This is a genomic window from Delftia sp. WSY_12 (genome assembly GCF_043104645.1).
Lineage (GTDB): Bacteria > Pseudomonadota > Gammaproteobacteria > Burkholderiales > Burkholderiaceae_C > Comamonas > Comamonas tsuruhatensis.
On record NZ_JBICKW010000029.1, the window covers coordinates 23685 to 39795 of the forward strand.

General features: G+C 67.9%; 16 protein-coding genes. 9 read left to right on the forward strand and 7 right to left on the reverse strand.

Annotated elements, in window-relative coordinates; genetic code table 11:
• Positions 1–134: 134 nt before the first annotated feature.
• Complete coding sequence (locus ACF8LI_RS17960; RefSeq protein ID WP_012202305.1) at positions 135–938, reverse strand: ABC transporter ATP-binding protein; 804 nt, start codon at positions 936–938, stop codon at positions 135–137.
• Positions 938–2068: an MlaE family ABC transporter permease gene (locus tag ACF8LI_RS17965; RefSeq protein ID WP_392413637.1), complete on the reverse strand. Its 1131-nt coding sequence runs from the start codon at positions 2066–2068 to the stop codon at positions 938–940. Before ACF8LI_RS17965 ends, ACF8LI_RS17960 begins: the two co-directional genes overlap by 1 nt.
• 326 nt (positions 2069–2394) lie before the next feature.
• On the opposite strand from ACF8LI_RS17965, the gene ACF8LI_RS17970 reads away from it, so the two are divergent.
• Complete coding sequence (locus ACF8LI_RS17970; RefSeq protein ID WP_017404919.1) at positions 2395–4122, forward strand: GMC family oxidoreductase; 1728 nt, start codon at positions 2395–2397, stop codon at positions 4120–4122.
• Here ACF8LI_RS17970 and ACF8LI_RS17975 read toward each other — a convergent pair.
• On the reverse strand, positions 4119–5042 hold the full coding sequence (locus ACF8LI_RS17975; RefSeq protein WP_392413638.1) for a LysR substrate-binding domain-containing protein: 924 nt from the start codon (positions 5040–5042) through the stop codon (positions 4119–4121). The genes ACF8LI_RS17970 and ACF8LI_RS17975 overlap by 4 nt on opposite strands.
• Positions 5043–5141: 99 nt before the next feature.
• Between ACF8LI_RS17975 and ACF8LI_RS17980 the strand changes: the two genes are divergently transcribed.
• The 7 genes from ACF8LI_RS17980 to ACF8LI_RS18010 all read left to right on the forward strand — a co-directional run bounded on the left by ACF8LI_RS17980 (position 5142) and on the right by ACF8LI_RS18010 (position 10627).
• Positions 5142–6170 (forward strand): NAD(P)-dependent alcohol dehydrogenase, encoded by a 1029-nt coding sequence (locus ACF8LI_RS17980; protein WP_016448540.1) that lies wholly within the window; start codon positions 5142–5144, stop codon positions 6168–6170.
• Positions 6171–6467: 297 nt separating this feature from the next.
• Positions 6468–7226 (forward strand): TSUP family transporter, encoded by a 759-nt coding sequence (locus tag ACF8LI_RS17985; protein ID WP_013800226.1) that lies wholly within the window; start codon positions 6468–6470, stop codon positions 7224–7226.
• Between the two features lie 251 nt (positions 7227–7477).
• Entirely contained in the window at positions 7478–8248 is a 771-nt protein-coding gene (locus ACF8LI_RS17990; RefSeq protein ID WP_160854760.1) for an ABC transporter substrate-binding protein, read from the forward strand.
• Positions 8249–8313: 65 nt separating this feature from the next.
• Positions 8314–9096 carry an amino acid ABC transporter permease gene (locus ACF8LI_RS17995; RefSeq protein WP_016448543.1) on the forward strand — a complete coding sequence of 261 codons (783 nt, stop codon included), beginning with the start codon at positions 8314–8316 and terminating at the stop codon, positions 9094–9096.
• Complete coding sequence (locus ACF8LI_RS18000; protein WP_016448544.1) at positions 9093–9851, forward strand: amino acid ABC transporter ATP-binding protein; 759 nt, start codon at positions 9093–9095, stop codon at positions 9849–9851. Before ACF8LI_RS17995 ends, ACF8LI_RS18000 begins: the two co-directional genes overlap by 4 nt.
• A gap of 111 nt (positions 9852–9962) precedes the next feature.
• Positions 9963–10211, forward strand: a complete 249-nt coding sequence (locus ACF8LI_RS18005) for a hypothetical protein (protein ID WP_016453586.1) — start codon at positions 9963–9965, stop codon at positions 10209–10211.
• On the forward strand, positions 10208–10627 hold the full coding sequence (locus tag ACF8LI_RS18010; RefSeq protein WP_043791093.1) for a type II toxin-antitoxin system VapC family toxin: 420 nt from the start codon (positions 10208–10210) through the stop codon (positions 10625–10627). Before ACF8LI_RS18005 ends, ACF8LI_RS18010 begins: the two co-directional genes overlap by 4 nt.
• A gap of 49 nt (positions 10628–10676) precedes the next feature.
• Here the strand turns inward: ACF8LI_RS18010 and mrdA are convergent, their stop codons facing one another.
• The 4 genes from mrdA to ACF8LI_RS18030 form a co-directional block, all read right to left on the reverse strand.
• Positions 10677–12722 carry a penicillin-binding protein 2 gene (gene mrdA / locus ACF8LI_RS18015; protein WP_392413641.1) on the reverse strand — a complete coding sequence of 682 codons (2046 nt, stop codon included), beginning with the start codon at positions 12720–12722 and terminating at the stop codon, positions 10677–10679.
• A gap of 13 nt (positions 12723–12735) precedes the next feature.
• Positions 12736–13254: a rod shape-determining protein MreD gene (gene mreD / locus ACF8LI_RS18020; RefSeq protein ID WP_016448548.1), complete on the reverse strand. Its 519-nt coding sequence runs from the start codon at positions 13252–13254 to the stop codon at positions 12736–12738.
• Positions 13251–14324 carry a rod shape-determining protein MreC gene (gene mreC / locus ACF8LI_RS18025; RefSeq protein ID WP_160854756.1) on the reverse strand — a complete coding sequence of 358 codons (1074 nt, stop codon included), beginning with the start codon at positions 14322–14324 and terminating at the stop codon, positions 13251–13253. Before mreC ends, mreD begins: the two co-directional genes overlap by 4 nt.
• A gap of 183 nt (positions 14325–14507) precedes the next feature.
• A complete protein-coding gene (locus tag ACF8LI_RS18030; protein WP_012202293.1) occupies positions 14508–15551 on the reverse strand; it encodes a rod shape-determining protein in 1044 nt (347 codons plus the stop codon).
• Between the two features lie 212 nt (positions 15552–15763).
• Here ACF8LI_RS18030 and gatC point away from each other — a divergent pair, with 212 nt between their 5' ends.
• The gene (gatC, locus tag ACF8LI_RS18035; protein WP_016448550.1) at positions 15764–16063 is read left to right on the forward strand and encodes an Asp-tRNA(Asn)/Glu-tRNA(Gln) amidotransferase subunit GatC; all 300 of its coding nucleotides are present in this window, start codon (positions 15764–15766) and stop codon (positions 16061–16063) included.
• Positions 16064–16111 lie beyond the last annotated feature (48 nt).

Genomic DNA, 16111 nt, shown 5'->3' on the forward strand with positions numbered 1-16111 from the left:
ACTCAGAGCGCGGCCTTCAAAACCGGCGCACCCCAAGGCAAGGGACACCGAGCAAGGGCCGCCCCGCCGCGAGGGTGTCGTCCCCCCCCGCAAGGCGAGAGGGGGGAAGGCGCGAAGCGACTCAGGGGGGCTTCTCATACCGTGCTCATCGCGCGCCTGCCGCGCTCGCCCTGGAAGAAATGCTCGATGAATGGATGCTTGAACTCGGCCACCTCGCGCGGCGGGCCGCTGACCAGCACCTTCTTCTCGGCCAGCACGGCCACGCGCGAGGACAGTGCGAACAGCGTGTCCAGATCGTGCGTGACCATGATGACGGTCAGGCCCAGCTCGGCACGCAGCTCGCGCAGCAGTTCGCAGAATTCGTCGGAGCTGGTGGGGTCCAGGCCGGCCGTGGGCTCGTCGAGCAACAGCAGGGGCGGGTCCATGATCAGCGCCCGCGCCAGCGCCACGCGCTTGATCATGCCACCCGAGAGATCGGCCGGCATGCGCGAGGCATGCTCGGGCTTGAGGCCCACCATCTGCAGCTTGACCAGGGCCGCGTCGCGCACCAGATCGTCGGGCAGCGTGCCCTGCTCGCGCAGCGCGAAGGCCACGTTGTCCAGCACGCTGAAGGCCGAGTACAGCGCCCCGTGCTGGAACAGCATGCCCACGCGGCTGGCAGCGCCCTCGCGGCCCATTTCGCTGGCCGGGCGGCCCAGCACTTCGACGCGGCCCTTGGTGGGCTCCAGCAGCCCCAGCATCTGGCGCAGCAGCACGGTCTTGCCCGTGCCCGAGCCGCCGACGATGGACAGCATCTCGCCGCGCTGCACATCCAGGTCCAGGTCCTGGTGCACGGCAAAGGCGTTCTCGCCTTCGCCGAACACGCTCCACAGCCCGGCGATGCGCACGATGGGCTCGTCGGCTGCGGGCGTGGAGGAGGTTTCGGTGTCCATGGCCATCAGATTCCGACATCTTTGAAAAGGATTGCGAAGATCGCATCCACCACGATGACCATGGTGATGGCCGACACCACCGAGGCCGTCGTGCCCTTGCCCAGGCTCTGCGTATTGGGCTCCACGCGCAGGCCCCAGTGGCAGCCGATCAGGGCGATGAGGGCGCCGAAGACCACGGACTTGCCCATGGCGATCCAGAGGTTGCCGATCTTCACGGCGGCAGGCAGCGCCTCGGCAAAGTAGGCACCCGTGACGCCCATGGTCAGGTCGGCTGCCAGCATGCCGCCGGCCAGCGCAGCCAGCGTGGTCCACAGCGAGACCAGGGGCATGGCAATGGCCAGCGCCAGCGCACGCGGCAGCACCAGGCGAAAGCCGTGCGGTATGCCCATGACCTGCATGGCGTCCAGCTCTTCGGTGACGCGCATCACGCCGATCTGGGCGGTGATGGCCGAGCCCGTGCGGCCCGCCACCAAGATGGCTGCCAGCAGCGGGCCCAGCTCGCGGATCAGCGAGATGCCCAGGATGTTGACGATGAAGGATTCCGCCCCGAACTGGCGCAGCTGCAGCGCCATCAGGTAGGCCAGCACCACGCCGATCAGAAAGCCCACCAGGGCCGTGATGGGCAGGGCCGTGGCGCCCATGGAGTAGAGGTGGCCGGAAATGTCGCGCCAAGGCCCCCGGTGCGGGGCACGCGCAAAGCGCACCAGGTCGATCAGCAACTGGCCGATGAGCCGCGTCAGCTGTGCGAAATGGCCACAGGCGTTGATGACCAGGCAGCCCAGGCTGTCGATGTGCTCCAGCAGGCTCAGGCGCGGGGCCGACGGTGCAGGCTCCTTGGAAAAACGGGCCACGCGGTCGAGCATGGCGCGCTGCGCGTCGCTGGCCGCCAGGCGCGCGGGCAGGCGACGGCCCCAGTGGTTCCACAGCAGTTGCGCGCCCACGTGGTCCAGCCAGTCCAGCCCTTGCAGGTTCCAGCCCAGGTCATCGCCCTTGGCGTCGGCCAGCTGTGCACGCAGCCTGCGCCATTGCGCCCGCCGGCCCAGCTCGGCCGCGCCCCAGGAGCCGGTCAGCAACGCCCATTGGCCGTCGTTGTCACGGCGCAGGCTGCATTGGGGGGGATTGTTGAGGGCAGACAAGTGCAGGAAGTCCTTGGGGGTTGCGAAGGCGGGGCCGAGGCGCGCGGGCAGGCACGGTGGCACGCCCGCCAAGACCGCAGGATAACCGAGCGGCGCGGCCCGCAGATTGCCCCGCAACGCCGTGTGCGCGACGGCTTTGCCCTACGCGTGCAATTTTTATCAAAAAACCAGCGGGACGGCCATCGCTGCTGCATGCGCTGCTGCGAAAAAAGGAGTCCAGCGCGCTTTCCCTCTCGACAGTGCGCATGCTGTCCGCACAATGGGCCGAAGCACCAACCCCGGCTCCCAAGGACGTTCCGGCCCGCAGCGGACGCCCGCCCATCTCCATGAGCAATACCACCTTCGACTACATCGTCATCGGCGCCGGCACGGCAGGCGCCCTCCTGGCCAACAGGCTCTCGCGCGACGGCCGCAGCCGCGTGCTGCTGATCGAGGCGGGCGCCAAGGACGACTACCACTGGATCCACATCCCCGTGGGCTACCTGTACTGCATCGGCAATCCGCGCACCGACTGGCTGTACCAGACCGAACCCGACGAAGGGCTCAACGGCCGCAGCCTGCGCTATCCGCGCGGCAAGACGCTGGGCGGCTGCTCCAGCATCAACGGCATGATCTACATGCGCGGCCAGGCCCGCGACTACGACGGCTGGGCCGAGCTGACCGGCGACGACGCCTGGCGCTGGGACCAGGTGCTGCCGGCCTTTCGCCAGCATGAAAGCCATTGGCGGCTGGACGCCGGGGGCAACGCCGATGCGCGCTTTCGCGCCCTGCACGGCGGCACGGGCACAGGCGGCAGCGGCGAATGGCGCGTGGAGCGGCAGCGCCTGCGCTGGGACATCCTGGATGCCTTTGCCGAAGCCGCCCAGCAGGCCGGCATTCCGGCCACCGAGGACTTCAACGGCGGCAGCAACGAGGGGGTGGGCTACTTCGAGGTCAACCAAAAGGGCGGCCTGCGCTGGAACACCGCCAAGGCCTTCCTGCGGCCCACCTGCTATGGCCGCCCCAACTTCGAGCTGTGGACCCATGCCCAGGTCAGCCGGCTGCTGTTCGAGCCGCTGCCCGCCGGCGGCCTGCGCTGCAGCGGCGCACAGGTCTGGACCGGCTCGGAAATGGTCGATGTGCAGGCCAGCCAGGAGGTCCTGCTGTGCGCGGGCGCCGTGAACTCCCCGCAGATCCTGCAGCTGTCGGGCATAGGCCCGGGGGCGCTGCTGCAAGGCCACGGCATCGCCGTGCGCCACGACCTGCCCGGCGTGGGCGAGAACCTGCAGGACCATCTGCAGATCCGCTCGGTCTACAAGATCAAGGGCGCGCGCACGCTCAACACCATGGCCAATTCGCTGTGGGGCAAGGCCGGCATCGGCCTGGAGTACCTGCTGCGCCGCAGCGGCCCCATGAGCATGGCGCCCTCGCAGCTGGGCGCCTTCACGCGCAGCAGCCCGCAGCAGGCGCACCCCAATATCCAGTACCACGTGCAGCCGCTGTCGCTGGACGCCTTCGGCGAGCCGCTGCACGGTTTTCCGGCCTTCACGGCCAGCGTCTGCAACCTCAACCCTACCAGCCGGGGCACGGTACGCATCCGCAGCGGAGACTTCCGCCAGGCGCCTGCCATTGCGCCGCACTACCTGTCCACGCCCGAGGACCGGCAGGTGGCCGCCGACAGCCTGCGCGTGACGCGGCGCATCGTCAGCCAGAGCGCGCTGGCGCGCTTTGCCCCCGAGGAATGGAAGCCCGGCGTGCAATACCAGAGCGACGAGGACCTGGCCCGCCTGGCCGGCGACATTGCCACCACCATCTTCCACCCCGTGGGAACCACGAAGATGGGCCGCGCCGACGACCCCATGGCTGTGCTCGACAGCCGCCTGCGCGTGCGCGGCGTACAGGGCCTGCGCGTGATCGATGCAGGCGCCATGCCGCGCATCACCAGCGGCAACACCAACAGCCCGACGCTGATGATGGCGGAGAAGGCCGCCGGCTGGATTCTTGCGGACAGGCAGGGCCGGGGCCAGGAGCCGGCACGGCAGAGCACGGAACCGGCCGTTGCGCTGGCCGCCTAGGACTGCTCCTGCAGCAGCGGCGGAATCGCCGCCAGCAGCGCATCGATGGTCACGCGCAGCCGGTAGGGCAGAAAGCGCGTGCGCGGCCACAGCACATGCAGGGGAATGCGCGCGGCCGGCACGTCGGGCAGCAGGCGCACCAGCGCCCCGCTGTCCAGCGCACTGCGCACCCGCCACAGCGGCATGTGGGCCAGGCCCGCGCCCTGCAGCGTGGCCGTGGCGATGGTTTCTATGTCGTCAAAGCCCAGCGCCGGCTCCAGCACGGGCGTGGCCAGCGATCCATCCTCACCGGCCAGCCCCCAGGGGGCGGCGCGGCCGCTGCGCATATAGGCAATACAGCGATGCCCGGCCAGGTCGGCCACGCTGCGCGGCGCGCCATGGGCCTGCAGATAGGCGGGTGATGCGCACAGCACCATGGTTTGCATGCCAAGGCGCCGCGCAACCAGCCAGTCGCTGTCAGACAGTTCCCCGCTGCGTATGGCCAGGTCGATGCCGTCATCGGCGAAGTCCAGTTGGCGGTCGGTGAAGCTGGCCTCGATGCGCAGGCGCGGATGCAGCTGCGCCAGCTCCAGCAGCAAGGGAGCCACGTGGTGGCGGCCGAAGACCACGGGTGCGCTGATGCGCAGCCGGCCCACCACTTCCCGCCGCCCGGCTTCCAGCATGTGCCGGGCGGCATCCAGGTCCTCCAGCGCCTGCGCGCAGCGCTCGTAGAACATCTGGCCGTCCTCGGTCAGCCCCAGGCTGCGCGTGGTGCGCACGAACAGCCGCGCGCCCAGGCGCTCTTCCAGCCGCGCCACGGCCTTGCCAACAGCCGAGCGCGTAAGGCCCAGGCGCTCGGCCGCCTGGGCGAAGCTGCCAGCCTCGGCCGAGGCGACGAAAGCGCTGACGCCTGCCAGCCTGTCATTTGCAATTGGTTCCATAAATTCTACAAACCATAGCCTCAATTGAATCAATGCAATTATGGAGGAATCAATAGACTGAAGTCCTGTTTGATATCTGCCTCGAAAGGACCGCCTTCCATGACCGTGCCTGCGTCTTCCCCATTCATGCAGCAATGGCAACTGCCCGCCCTGGGCCATGAAAACCTGCAGCTGGTGCAAGTCCCCATTCCCGAGCCCGGGCAGGGCCAGGTACTGGTGCGTGTGCATGCGGCATCGCTGAACTACCGCGATCTGCTGATCCTGCGCGACGGCATGGGCATGGGGCCGGCCCTGCCCCTGGTGCCCGGCTCGGACATGGCTGGCGAGGTGGTCGCCATCGGCCCGGGCGTCGCGGAGTTCGCGGTTGGCGACGCCGTGATCAGCACCTTCTTCTGCGGCTGGCAGGACGGCGTGCAGCCGCGCACCAGCCTGCCGCTGGGCTCGCCCGGGCCGGGCATGCTGTCGGAATACGTGGTGCTGGGCGAAGACAACCTGGTCGCCGCGCCCCGTCAGCTGGACTTTGCGCAGGCCAGCACCCTGACGTGCGCGGGCGCAACCGCCTGGTTCGCGCTGGCCGAGTCCGCGCCCACGCGGCCCGGCGACACCGTGGTCATCATGGGTACGGGCGGCGTGGCGCTGTTCGCCATGCAGATCGCCCATGCCCAGGGTGCGCGCGTGGTGGTGGTTTCGGGCAGCGACGACAAGCTGGCGCGGGCTGCGCAGCTGGGTGCAGACCACGGCATCCACCGCCACCGCACGCCGGACTGGGCCGCCGAGGTGCGCGCCCTCACGGGAGGACGCGGCGCCGACCATGTGCTGGAACTGGCCGGGGGGGATAACTTCGGCCGCTCGCTATCGGCCCTGGCACAGGGAGGCCGCGTGTCGGTGATCGGCAATCTGCAGGGTGACGAGCTGCGCGGCTCGGTCTATCCGCTGCTGCTGGGGCGCGCCACCGTTCAGGGCATCGGCGTGGCACACCGGCGTGCGCTGCAGGATCTGGTGCGTGCCGTGGACTGGCTGAAGCTGCAACCTGTGATCGACAGCGAATACGCGCTGGCCGATCTGCCGGCAGCCCTGGAGCATCTGGAGCGGGGTGCTTTCGGCAAGCTGGTGCTGCGCATGCGCTGAACGTCCGGCAACCGGCAATCATCGTCCCAGCCCCTTGCTGGTGCAATCCCGCACTTTCGCGGCAACTGCGGGAAATCCCCGATGCACCACCCAGGTGCGGCCATTAAAGTCCATCCACTCTCGCGGTACCACAGTGCTGCACAAGAGGGGCCGAGGAGACAACTCGTACACAACCAGATCAACATTCATAAATAGCATCCCAAGATGCATTTCCCAGAGCGCCGGCAAGTCCGGCGCTTTTTTTATGCCTGCGGCCAGCCTGATGCGGCACCGTGGCGGTGCGACAATCGCCGCCCTATGGAATGGATCATCGTCTCGCTGGCCTCGATGCTGGCTGGCTTCGTGGACGCCATCGTGGGCGGCGGAGGCCTCATCCTGCTGCCCGCGCTGTTCGCCACCTTCCCCACCGCACCACCGGCCACGCTGCTGGGCACCAACAAGAGCGCCTCGGTCTGGGGCACGGCCATGTCCACCTGGCAGTACGGCCGCAAGGTGCAGTTGCCCTGGCGCGCGATGATGCCGGCGGCCTGCGTGGGCATGGCGGGCTCTTTTGCGGGCGCCTGGGCCGTCACGCAGATCTCCCCCGATTTCCTGCGCCGGCTGCTGCCGCTGGTGCTGCTGGGCGTGCTGGTTTACACGCTGGCGCGCAAGGACATGGGCCGCCACCACACGCCGCACTATTCGGGCCGCGCCGAGACGCTGATCGCCTGCGCCATCGGCCTGGTGATTGGCTTCTATGACGGTTTCTTCGGCCCCGGCACGGGCAGCTTCTTCGTGTTCCTGTTCGTGCGGCTGATGGGCTATGACTTCCTGAACGCATCGGCCTCGGCCAAGCTGCTGAACATGGCCACCAACCTGGCTGCGCTGGCGCTGTTCGCGCTCAAGGGCCATATCTGGTGGCACCTGGCCGTGCCCATGGCGGTGGCCAATGTGCTGGGCGCCATGCTGGGCACGCACATGGCCCTGCGCCATGGAACGGGCTTTGTGCGCGGCATTTTCATCGGCGTGGTGAGCCTGCTGATCCTCAAGACCGGCTACGACGCCTTCATCGCCTGAGCACGGGCCAGCGGCGTTCGCAACACCTGCCATCGGCGTTGGCGACGGCAACCTTCTATAATTGCCGACTTTTCGCCTTGAGCTGCGGCGGCTGGTGCATGTCGCACCCCTGCCAGCGGCCGTACCCGACCAGCCGACCAGCCGCAAAAAACCGGCCCCGCCGTCCATGGCCCATGCACTGATGCGTGCCTTGGCGCTTTCTTCATGCTGCGGCGCCGGGGTCAGGTCTTGAGCGACAGCCCAGGAGTTCCATGAAACGCTTTACCGTCATCGCCGCCGCCGCGCTGGCCCTGTGGACCGCCGCCGGCGTTCAGGCCCGCCCCTTCGACGCCATCCAGAAGGAAGGCACGCTGCGCCTGGCCACCGAGGGCTACTACGCGCCCTTCGCCCATTTCGAGGGCAAGCAGCTGACCGGCTTCGAAGTCGAGCTGGCCCAGATGATGGCCGCCAAGATGGGCGTGAAGTACGAGTGGAAGACCATCAGCTTCGACGCCCTGCTGACCGGCCTGCAGCAGGACCGCTGGGATCTGGTGATTTCCTCGCACGGCATCACGCCCGAGCGCGAGAAGGCCGTGACCTTCACCCAGCCCCATTACTGCTCTGGCGCCATCGTGATGTCGCTGGACCCGGCCATCCGCTCGGGCAAGGACCTGGCGGGCAAGACGGTGTCGGTGCAGACCGGCACCACCTATATGCAGTACATGGAGAAGAACCTGCCCGGCATCAAGCGCCTGGTCAACTTCCCCACGAACGAGGCCGCGCGCAATGCGCTGCTGTCCAAGCGGGTGGACGCCTGGGTGACCGAGCGCTTCATTGCCAAGGAACTGCAGCAGAAGAACCCCAATGCCCAGCTCAAGCAGGGCGAGTTGCTGCTGGTCGAGCGCATTGCCGCCGCCGTGGCCAAGGACAACAAGTCGCTGGCCGATGCCTGGAACAAGGCCTTCAAGGACGCCCTGGCCGACGGCAGCTACGCCAAGCTGTCGCAGAAATACTTCCACGAAGACATCCGCTGCCCTGACTGAGGCCCCGGGCAGATCTGCCCGACCGGCGCCCACTTGCAGGGCGCCTTTTTGTTTCTAGCCCACCTATGCTTACCGTCCTCTGGCCCGCCCACTGGAGCCGCTCGCAGCGCAGCAACGCCACCCTGGTCACGGCCCTGCTGCTGATGGTGCTCGTGGTTTCGCTGCTGGGGCAGTTGCTGTCCCTGCTGCCCGAGCCCATAGGCTCCAATGCCGACACCTTCGCCGATGGCGCGCGCACCACGCTGTACCTGACGCTGGCCAGCGGCGCCGCCGGCCTGGTGCTGGGCATCGCCGCCGCGCTGGCGCGCACCTCGCGCACGGCCGCCCTGCGCTGGGCTGCAGGCTTTTACGTCTGGGCGATCCGCGGCACGCCGCTGCTGGTGCAGATCCTGTTCATCTACTTCGCGCTGCCGGTGCTGATCCCGGGCCTGAACCTGCCCGACTTCGCGGCCGCCTGCATTGCGCTGGCGCTGAACGTGGGCGCCTACAACGCCGAAGCCGTGCGTGCCGGCCTGCAGGCCGTGCCGCGCGGCCAGGCCGAGGCCGCACGCGCGCTGGGCCTGCCGCGCAGCCGCGTCTTCATGGACGTGGTGTTCCCACAGGCCTTCAAGATCTCGCTGCCGCCGCTGGTGAGCAACTTCGTGGCCCTGCTCAAGGATTCGTCGCTGGCGTACGCCATCGGCGTGGTGGAGCTGACCAATGTGGGCAACCGCATCCAGTCGGCCACCTTCCAGCCCGTGGAGACCCTGGTCACCGTGGGCGTGACCTACCTGGTGCTGACCACGCTGGTGACCCAGGTCACGGCTGCCGTGGAGTACCGCTTCGACGTGGAGGGCCGCCACAAATGAGCGCCGACAAGCTGGCACGGGGCATGCCCTACATCGTGGCCGACAAGGTCACCAAGTCCTTCGGCAGCCACCAGGTGCTCAAGGGCGTTTCCACGCAGTTCTGCACGGGCGAGGTGACGGTGATCATCGGCGCCTCGGGCTCGGGCAAGTCCACGCTGCTGCGCGCCATCAACCGGCTGGAGCCGCATGATGGCGGGCGCATCACCATCGACGGCGTCGAAGTCACCGACAACGAAGCCACGCTGCAAAAGCAGCGCTGCGAAGTGGGCATGGTGTTCCAGCAGTTCAACCTGTTCGGCCACATGACGGTGCTGGACAACGTGACCCTGGCGCCGCGCCGCATCCACAAAACGCCGCGCGCCCAGGCCAATGCCAAGGCCATGGCCCTGCTGGAGCGAGTGGGCATGCAGGCCCACGCCCACAAGTACCCGTGGCAGCTGTCGGGCGGCCAGCAGCAGCGCGTGGCCATTGCCCGCGCCCTGGCCATGGAGCCGCAGGTGATGCTGTTCGACGAGCCCACCAGCGCGCTGGACCCGGAGATGGTCCAGGAGGTGCTGGACGTGATGCGCGAGCTGGCACGCGGCGGCATGACCATGATCGTGGTCACCCACGAAATGGGCTTCGCCCGCGAGGTCGCCGACCGCGTGATGTTCTTCGACCAGGGCTGCATCGCCCACGAGGCGCCACCGGCCGAATTCTTCGGCAACCCGGCCAGCGAGCGGATCGCGGCGTTCATCGGTCGCATGGGGCATTGAGGCCGAAGCCCTGATTCGTCGCCTTGCGTGCCCTCATGCGCAGGGGGCATGCCGTTGTCGCCTTGCCTGTCCATGACTACCATGCGTCATTGACCTGAAAGGAGCCTGGCCATGACTACCATGACGATCCACGATCTGGATGAAGACCTGCAGGCCCGGCTGCGTCTGCAGGCGGACCTGCACGGCCACTCCATGGAAGAAGAGGCCCGCAACATCTTGCGCGCGGCACTCGCAGCCAATGCGGCGGAGGGGCATTCACTGTTCGACTCCATCCGGGCCCGGGTCGAGCCCCTGGGCGGCGTTGAACTGGTGCTTGCGCAGCGCGAGCCCATTCGCAATCCGCTGGGTGCCAGCCGGTGATCATTCTCGACACCAACGTCCTGTCCGAGGCTCTGCGCCCCGATCCCGACAGGCGCGCCATGGAATGGCTGGCCAGCCAGCCCCGCTCCAGTTTGCTCACCACAGCCATCACGCGCGGCGAATTGCTGTACGGCGTCCTGCTGTTGCCGCAGGGACAGCGCAAGCATGGGTTGCTGGCTGCAGTGCAGGCCATCTTGGACATCGATATGGCAGGCCGCGTCCTGGAGTTCGACAACGGTGCCGCTGACGCTTATGCGCAGATCGCTGCGGCCCGAAGGCAGTCCGGCAGACCCATCAGCCAGTTCGACGCCATGATTGCGGCCATCGCCCGCTCAAGGGGAGCCAGCCTTGCCACCCGCAATGTGCGGGACTTTGCGGACTGCGGGGTCACGGTCATCGATCCCTGGCAGCGCTGAATCTGCCGCGCAGGGCTCAGACCCGCTTGCAGCGGCACACAAGCGTGCCTCAATCCTCCAGCTCGGCAGCCGAAGGCGGCGGCAGCACCGCCGGGCGGCCTGCGGGCACGGGGACCGGCGCCTCGGGCGGCTCGTAGCGCGGCAGGCCGGGCAGGTTCACGGTTTCCGCATCCAGCGTGATTTCGGAGACGCGGCGCGGGGTGCCTAAGGGGACGCCGGCCTGGCCCTTGCGCATGGCGGCCATGTCCTCCACGCTGGGGTAGCGGCCCAGCAGCCAGTAGTCGAACACGCGGCGCGCCAGCGGTGCGGCGGCAGCGGCACCGAAGCCGGCGTTCTCCACGATGGCAGCGACGGCAATGGTGGGGTTGTCGGCCGGCGCGTAGGCGATGTACAGCGAGTGGTCGCGCTGGAACTCGGACAGGCGTGCCGCGTTGTACTTCTCGTTCTGGCGCACGCCCACGGCCTGGGCCGTGCCGGTCTTGCCGGTGGAGGTGTAGGGCGCGTTGCCGAAGATGCCGCGCGAGGTGCCCTCCACCGTCACGGCGGCCACGGCGGCGCGCACGGCCTCCACGTTCTCGGGCTTGTAGCCCATGCTGGTGCCTGGGTCCTTGTTGATGGCCGAGAACTGCTGCGTGACGGCATCGACACGGCCCACGGCCAGGTGGGGGCGGTGCTTGACGCCCTTGGCCGCCAGCGTGGACATGGCATTGGCCAGCTGCAGGATGGTGAAGTTGTTGTAGCCCTGGCCGATGCCCAGCGAGATGGTCTCGCCCGCGTACCACTTCTTCTGCTCGGGCCGCTTGTAGGTGTTGCGCTTCCACTCGGTGCTGGGCAGCACGCCGCGCGCCTCGCCGCGCACATCGATGCCGGTGAGCTGGCCGAAGCCCAGCGGCTTCATGTAGTCGTGGATCATGTCCACGCCCATGTCGTTGGCCAGCATGTAGTAGTACACGTTGGACGACTTGATGATGGAGCGGCGCAGGTTGGTCGGCCCGTTGGGGTGGCCCGAGCGGAAGGTGTGGCCGCCGAAGGTCCAGCTGCCGTTGTCCATGATGGTGGTGTCGGGGCGGCGCTTGCCCGACTCCAGCGCGGCAATCGCCATGAAGGGCTTGTAGGTGGAGCCCGGCGGATAGGTGCCCCGCAGCGCGCGGTTGAGCAGCGGGCGGTTGATGGATTCGTTGAGCGTGGTCCAGCTCTCCTGGTCGATGCCATCGACGAAGAGGTTCAGGTCGAAGGTGGGACGGCTGACCATGGCCAGCACTTCGCCGCTGCGCGGATCGATGGCCACCAGGGCGCCGCGGCGGTCGCCGTACAGCTCCTCCACCATGCGCTGCAGCTTGATGTCCAGCGACAGCACCAGGCTGTCTCCGGGCGTGGCGGGGCGGCTGCCGAGCTTGCGCACGGCATGTCCGCCGGCCGAGGTTTCCATTTCCTCCCAGCCGGTCTGGCCGTGGAGGTCGGTTTCGTAGCTCTGCTCCACGCCCAGCTTGCCGATGACGTCGGTGCCACGGTAGTTGGCGGCGTCGTCGGAGTCTTCCAGCGCCTCTTTCTCGCGCTGGTTGATGCGGCCGATGTAGCCGATGACATGGCTGGCCGTGTCCTGCATGGGATAGGTGCGGAACAGCCGCGCCTTGATGTCCACGCCCGGGAAGCGGTAGCGCTGCGCGGCAAAGCGCGCGACCTCGTCATCGGTCAGGCGCGTGCGGATGGGCAGGGAGTCGAAGCTGCGGGAGTCGTCCACCAGGCGCTTGAACTTGCGCCGGTCGCGCGGCGTGATCTCGACGATCTCGGCCAGGCTGTCGATGGTCTCTTCAAGGTTGCCCGCGCGCGAGGGCATGATCTCCAGCGTGTAGGCCGAGTAGTTGGTGGCCAGCACCACGCCGTTGCGGTCCAGGATCTGGCCCCGGTTGGGCACGATGGGCACCACGGCCGTGCGGTTGCTTTCGGCGCGCTCGGACAGCTCCTCATGGCGCTGCACCTGCAGCACCAGCAAGCGCGCCACCACCAGCCCGAAGGCCAGCAGCACCACCACGCTCATCACCCATGCGCGCAACCTGAATCGCTGCAGCTCGGCTTCTGTATTGCGGATTTCCATCACGCGTCAAGCCTCACAGGGGACGGTTCTCGTCACTGTCCGGCGGGCGGCGCTGAGGCGCCAGCAGCAGGCCGCTGACCAGGGGCCACAGCAGGGCCTCGATCAAAGGCGCGACGACCACCAGCGGGCCGGGCATGATGCCACCGGCCACCATGCGCAGCAGCACCTGCAGGCCGTGCACCACGGCAAACAGCGGCAGCAGGTGCAGCGCCTGCACGGGCGTGGAGAACCACGACAGGCGCCGGCCCATGGCGCCGGCCGCGAACACCAGCAGCGCATAGGCCAGCGCATGCTGGCCCAGCAGGGAGGAGCGGTCCACGTCCATGCACAGGCCCAGCAGGAAGGCCACGCCCATGCCCACGCGCTGGGGCTGGTTCAATGCCCAGAAGGCCAGCAGCACCATGAGCAGGTCGGGTTGCCAGGCCTGGCGTCCCAGCGGCAGCATGTTGAGTGCCAGCGCCGCCAGCAGGCTGACGACGATGAACAGGGGATTGACCGGCAGCAGCAGCTGCTGGCCGCGCGGCATGATCATGCGGGCTCCTTCCTGGCGGAGGCGGGTGCGGCGGGAGCAGCGGGTGCGGCAGGCGTGGCCGGCGCATCTGTCTTGCCGGCCTTGCCGCCGTCCTTGGCGGCTTCCTTGCCCTTGCCGTCCTTGGCCTTGTCTTTTTCCTTGCCCTTGTCTTTTTCCTTGCCCTTGCCGGCGCGCAGGGGTTCGGCAGCGCCTTCCGCCTCGGGATGCGTGGCGCGGTCCAGCGGCTTGAGCACCACCACGTGGCGCACGCCCTGAACGCGGCCCACGGGTTCGCAGTAGATGCGGGAGAAGGCCGAGTCCGCGCGGCGCTCCACCGAGACCACCTTGGCCACGGGCAGGCCCGGCGGGTACAGGCCGTCGACGCCGCTGGTGGTCAGCAGGTCGCCTTCCTGCACATCGGCATTGCTGGGCATGAAGCGCAGCTCGATGCCGCCGGTGCGCAGCGGCGACGGGTCGCCATAGGCCACGCTGCGTGCACCGGTGCGCGGGTTGAAGACGGGAATGGCCTGGTCGCGGTCGATGAGCAGGGTGACCTCGGAACGCAGCGGATACACGCGCGTGACCTGGCCGACCACGCCCTTTTCATCGAGCACGGGCGAGCCCTGGGCGATGCCGTCCACCTGGCCGCGGTCGATGACCACACGGCGGGTATAGAGGTCGGGGCTGTCGTAGACCACTTCGGCCGCCGTGCCGGGCGTGGTCAGGCGGTCGCGCAACTGCAGCAGCTCGCGCAGATGGTCGTTTTCCTGGATCAGTTCGTCGGCCAGCGAGGCACGCTGGGCCATGGCCACCAGTTCCTTGCGCGCGCCCTGCTCCCGGGCCTGGGCCTCGTCCAGCGAGCCCAGGTAGCGGCTGGCGTCGTGCACGGCCTCCACCGGCTTGAGCATCACCCACTGCACGGGGTACAGCACGGTGGACACGGCCACGCGCACGGGGTCGGTGATCCTGAAACGCGCGTCGGCCACCATCAGAAACAGCGCCAATGCGCTGTAGATGGCCAGTTGGGAGACGCGCGAGGGCCGCCGCTTGAACAGCGAGGGCGCCGAGTGGTCCAGGGTGTTGGGATTCATGCGCCCCTCCCGCGCGGCAGGGCCTGCCCTGCCGCACTTGCTGCGGCCTGGAAAGCACGGGCCGGGCCCGGTGCGAAGGAAGGCAGGGCAAGCATGCAGGTCACCACGGAAGGGAGAAGAAAAACGTTGCAGTCGGTCGGCTGCCGCCCGGGCCCGCGACAACGGGCCCCGGCCTGCGCCGCGTCAGTCGCTGGTGAAGATACTGCCCTGGCGGTCCATGGTCTCCAGCGCCATGCCGCAGCCGCGCACCACACAGGTCAGCGGTTCCTCGGCCACGAGCACGGGCAGGCCCGTCTCTTCGGCCAGCAGGCGGTCCAGGTCGCGCAGCAGCGCGCCGCCGCCGGTCAGCATCATGCCGCGCTCGGCGATGTCGGCGCCCAGCTCGGGCGGGGTCTGCTCCAGCGCGTTCTTGACGGCGCTGACGATCTGGTTGAGCGGGTCGGTCAGGGCTTCGAGCACCTCGTTGGACGAGATGGTGAAGCTGCGCGGCACGCCTTCGGAGAGGTTGCGGCCCTTGACTTCCATCTCCTTGACTTCGGAGCCGGGGAAGGCCGAGCCGATGTTCTTCTTGATGGATTCGGCCGTGGGCTCGCCGATCAGCATGCCGTAGTTGCGGCGGATGTAGCTGATGATGGCTTCGTCGAACTTGTCGCCGCCCACGCGCACGGAGCCCTTGTAGACCATGCCGCCCAGCGAGATCACGCCGACTTCGGTGGTACCGCCACCGATGTCCACCACCATGGAGCCCGAGGCCTCGGACACCGGCAGGCCAGCACCGATGCCGGCGGCCATGGGTTCCTCGATCAGGTAGACGGAGGTGGCTCCTGCCGCCTCGGCCGCGTCCTTGATGGCGCGGCGCTCGACCTGGGTGGAGCCGCAGGGCACGCAGATGATGATGCGCGGGCTGGGCGTGAGCACCGAGCGCGGATGCACCATCTTGATGAACTGCTTGATCATCTGCTCGGTGATGACGAAGTCGGCAATCACGCCATCCTTCATCGGGCGAATGGCCTCGATGTTGCCGGGCACCTTGCCCAGCATGGCCTTGGCTTCACGGCCCACCGCCTGGATCACCTTCTTGCCATGCGGGCCGCCTTCGTGGCGGATGGCGACAACGGAGGGTTCGTCCAGAACAATGCCCTTGTCGCGGGCGAAAATCAGGGTGTTGGCTGTGCCAAGATCAATGGCAAGGTCGGTGGAGAAATACCGACGGAAAGCTCCGAACATTACGAGAGTCCTCTCAGGCACGGCATGCTCGTCGGCCTGCCATCGCCGGGATGAAAGTTAGGGAGTCTGGATGGGGTTGGCTTTTCGCACAATGACCAGCTCGGAGAGGGTCTTGCGGCAAAGCCGAGATAATACCGTATCCCCTGTGAATAACTTGTACTGCCGGGGCTTGAAATGCGGGTTTACATCCCGTTGCCCCCTTCAAAATTCCTATGGCACTGAACGCACAAGACATCGCACGCATCGCGAACCTCGCACGGCTCGAGCTCTCTTCCGCAGAGAGTGAGCGCATGCTAGGCCAGCTCAATGATTTTTTCGGCATCGTGGAGAAGATGCAGGCTGTGGATACTTCGGGCGTCAGCCCGCTGTCACATCCGGTCGCCGCCATCCAGGACATTGCCCTGCGCCTGCGCGAGGACATTGCCAGCGAGCCCGACCAGCGCGACGCCAATCAGCGCAGCGCCCCGGCCGTCGAGCGCGGCCTGTTCCTGGTCCCCAAGGTGATCGAGTGAGCGCCGGGCGTCGCTCGCCCTGCTTCCTGACCCCTGGCATCCGTCCCC

What these genes read in the sequence shown, in the direction of transcription:
- mrdA (WP_392413641.1), bottom strand. Translation starts at nt 12,722, where the DNA reads ATGGAAATCCGCAATACAGAAGCCGAGCTGCAGCGATTCAGGTTGCGC.
- ACF8LI_RS17985 (WP_013800226.1), top strand. Translation starts at nt 6,468, where the DNA reads ATGGAATGGATCATCGTCTCGCTGGCCTCGATGCTGGCTGGCTTCGTG.
- ACF8LI_RS17980 (WP_016448540.1), top strand. Translation starts at nt 5,142, where the DNA reads ATGACCGTGCCTGCGTCTTCCCCATTCATGCAGCAATGGCAACTGCCC.
- gatC (WP_016448550.1), top strand. Translation starts at nt 15,764, where the DNA reads ATGGCACTGAACGCACAAGACATCGCACGCATCGCGAACCTCGCACGG.
- ACF8LI_RS18030 (WP_012202293.1), bottom strand. Translation starts at nt 15,551, where the DNA reads ATGTTCGGAGCTTTCCGTCGGTATTTCTCCACCGACCTTGCCATTGAT.
- mreD (WP_016448548.1), bottom strand. Translation starts at nt 13,254, where the DNA reads ATGATCATGCCGCGCGGCCAGCAGCTGCTGCTGCCGGTCAATCCCCTG.
- ACF8LI_RS17995 (WP_016448543.1), top strand. Translation starts at nt 8,314, where the DNA reads ATGCTTACCGTCCTCTGGCCCGCCCACTGGAGCCGCTCGCAGCGCAGC.
- ACF8LI_RS18000 (WP_016448544.1), top strand. Translation starts at nt 9,093, where the DNA reads ATGAGCGCCGACAAGCTGGCACGGGGCATGCCCTACATCGTGGCCGAC.
- mreC (WP_160854756.1), bottom strand. Translation starts at nt 14,324, where the DNA reads ATGAATCCCAACACCCTGGACCACTCGGCGCCCTCGCTGTTCAAGCGG.
- ACF8LI_RS18005 (WP_016453586.1), top strand. Translation starts at nt 9,963, where the DNA reads ATGACTACCATGACGATCCACGATCTGGATGAAGACCTGCAGGCCCGG.
- ACF8LI_RS17970 (WP_017404919.1), top strand. Translation starts at nt 2,395, where the DNA reads ATGAGCAATACCACCTTCGACTACATCGTCATCGGCGCCGGCACGGCA.
- ACF8LI_RS17990 (WP_160854760.1), top strand. Translation starts at nt 7,478, where the DNA reads ATGAAACGCTTTACCGTCATCGCCGCCGCCGCGCTGGCCCTGTGGACC.
- ACF8LI_RS17960 (WP_012202305.1), bottom strand. Translation starts at nt 938, where the DNA reads ATGGCCATGGACACCGAAACCTCCTCCACGCCCGCAGCCGACGAGCCC.
- ACF8LI_RS17975 (WP_392413638.1), bottom strand. Translation starts at nt 5,042, where the DNA reads ATGGAACCAATTGCAAATGACAGGCTGGCAGGCGTCAGCGCTTTCGTC.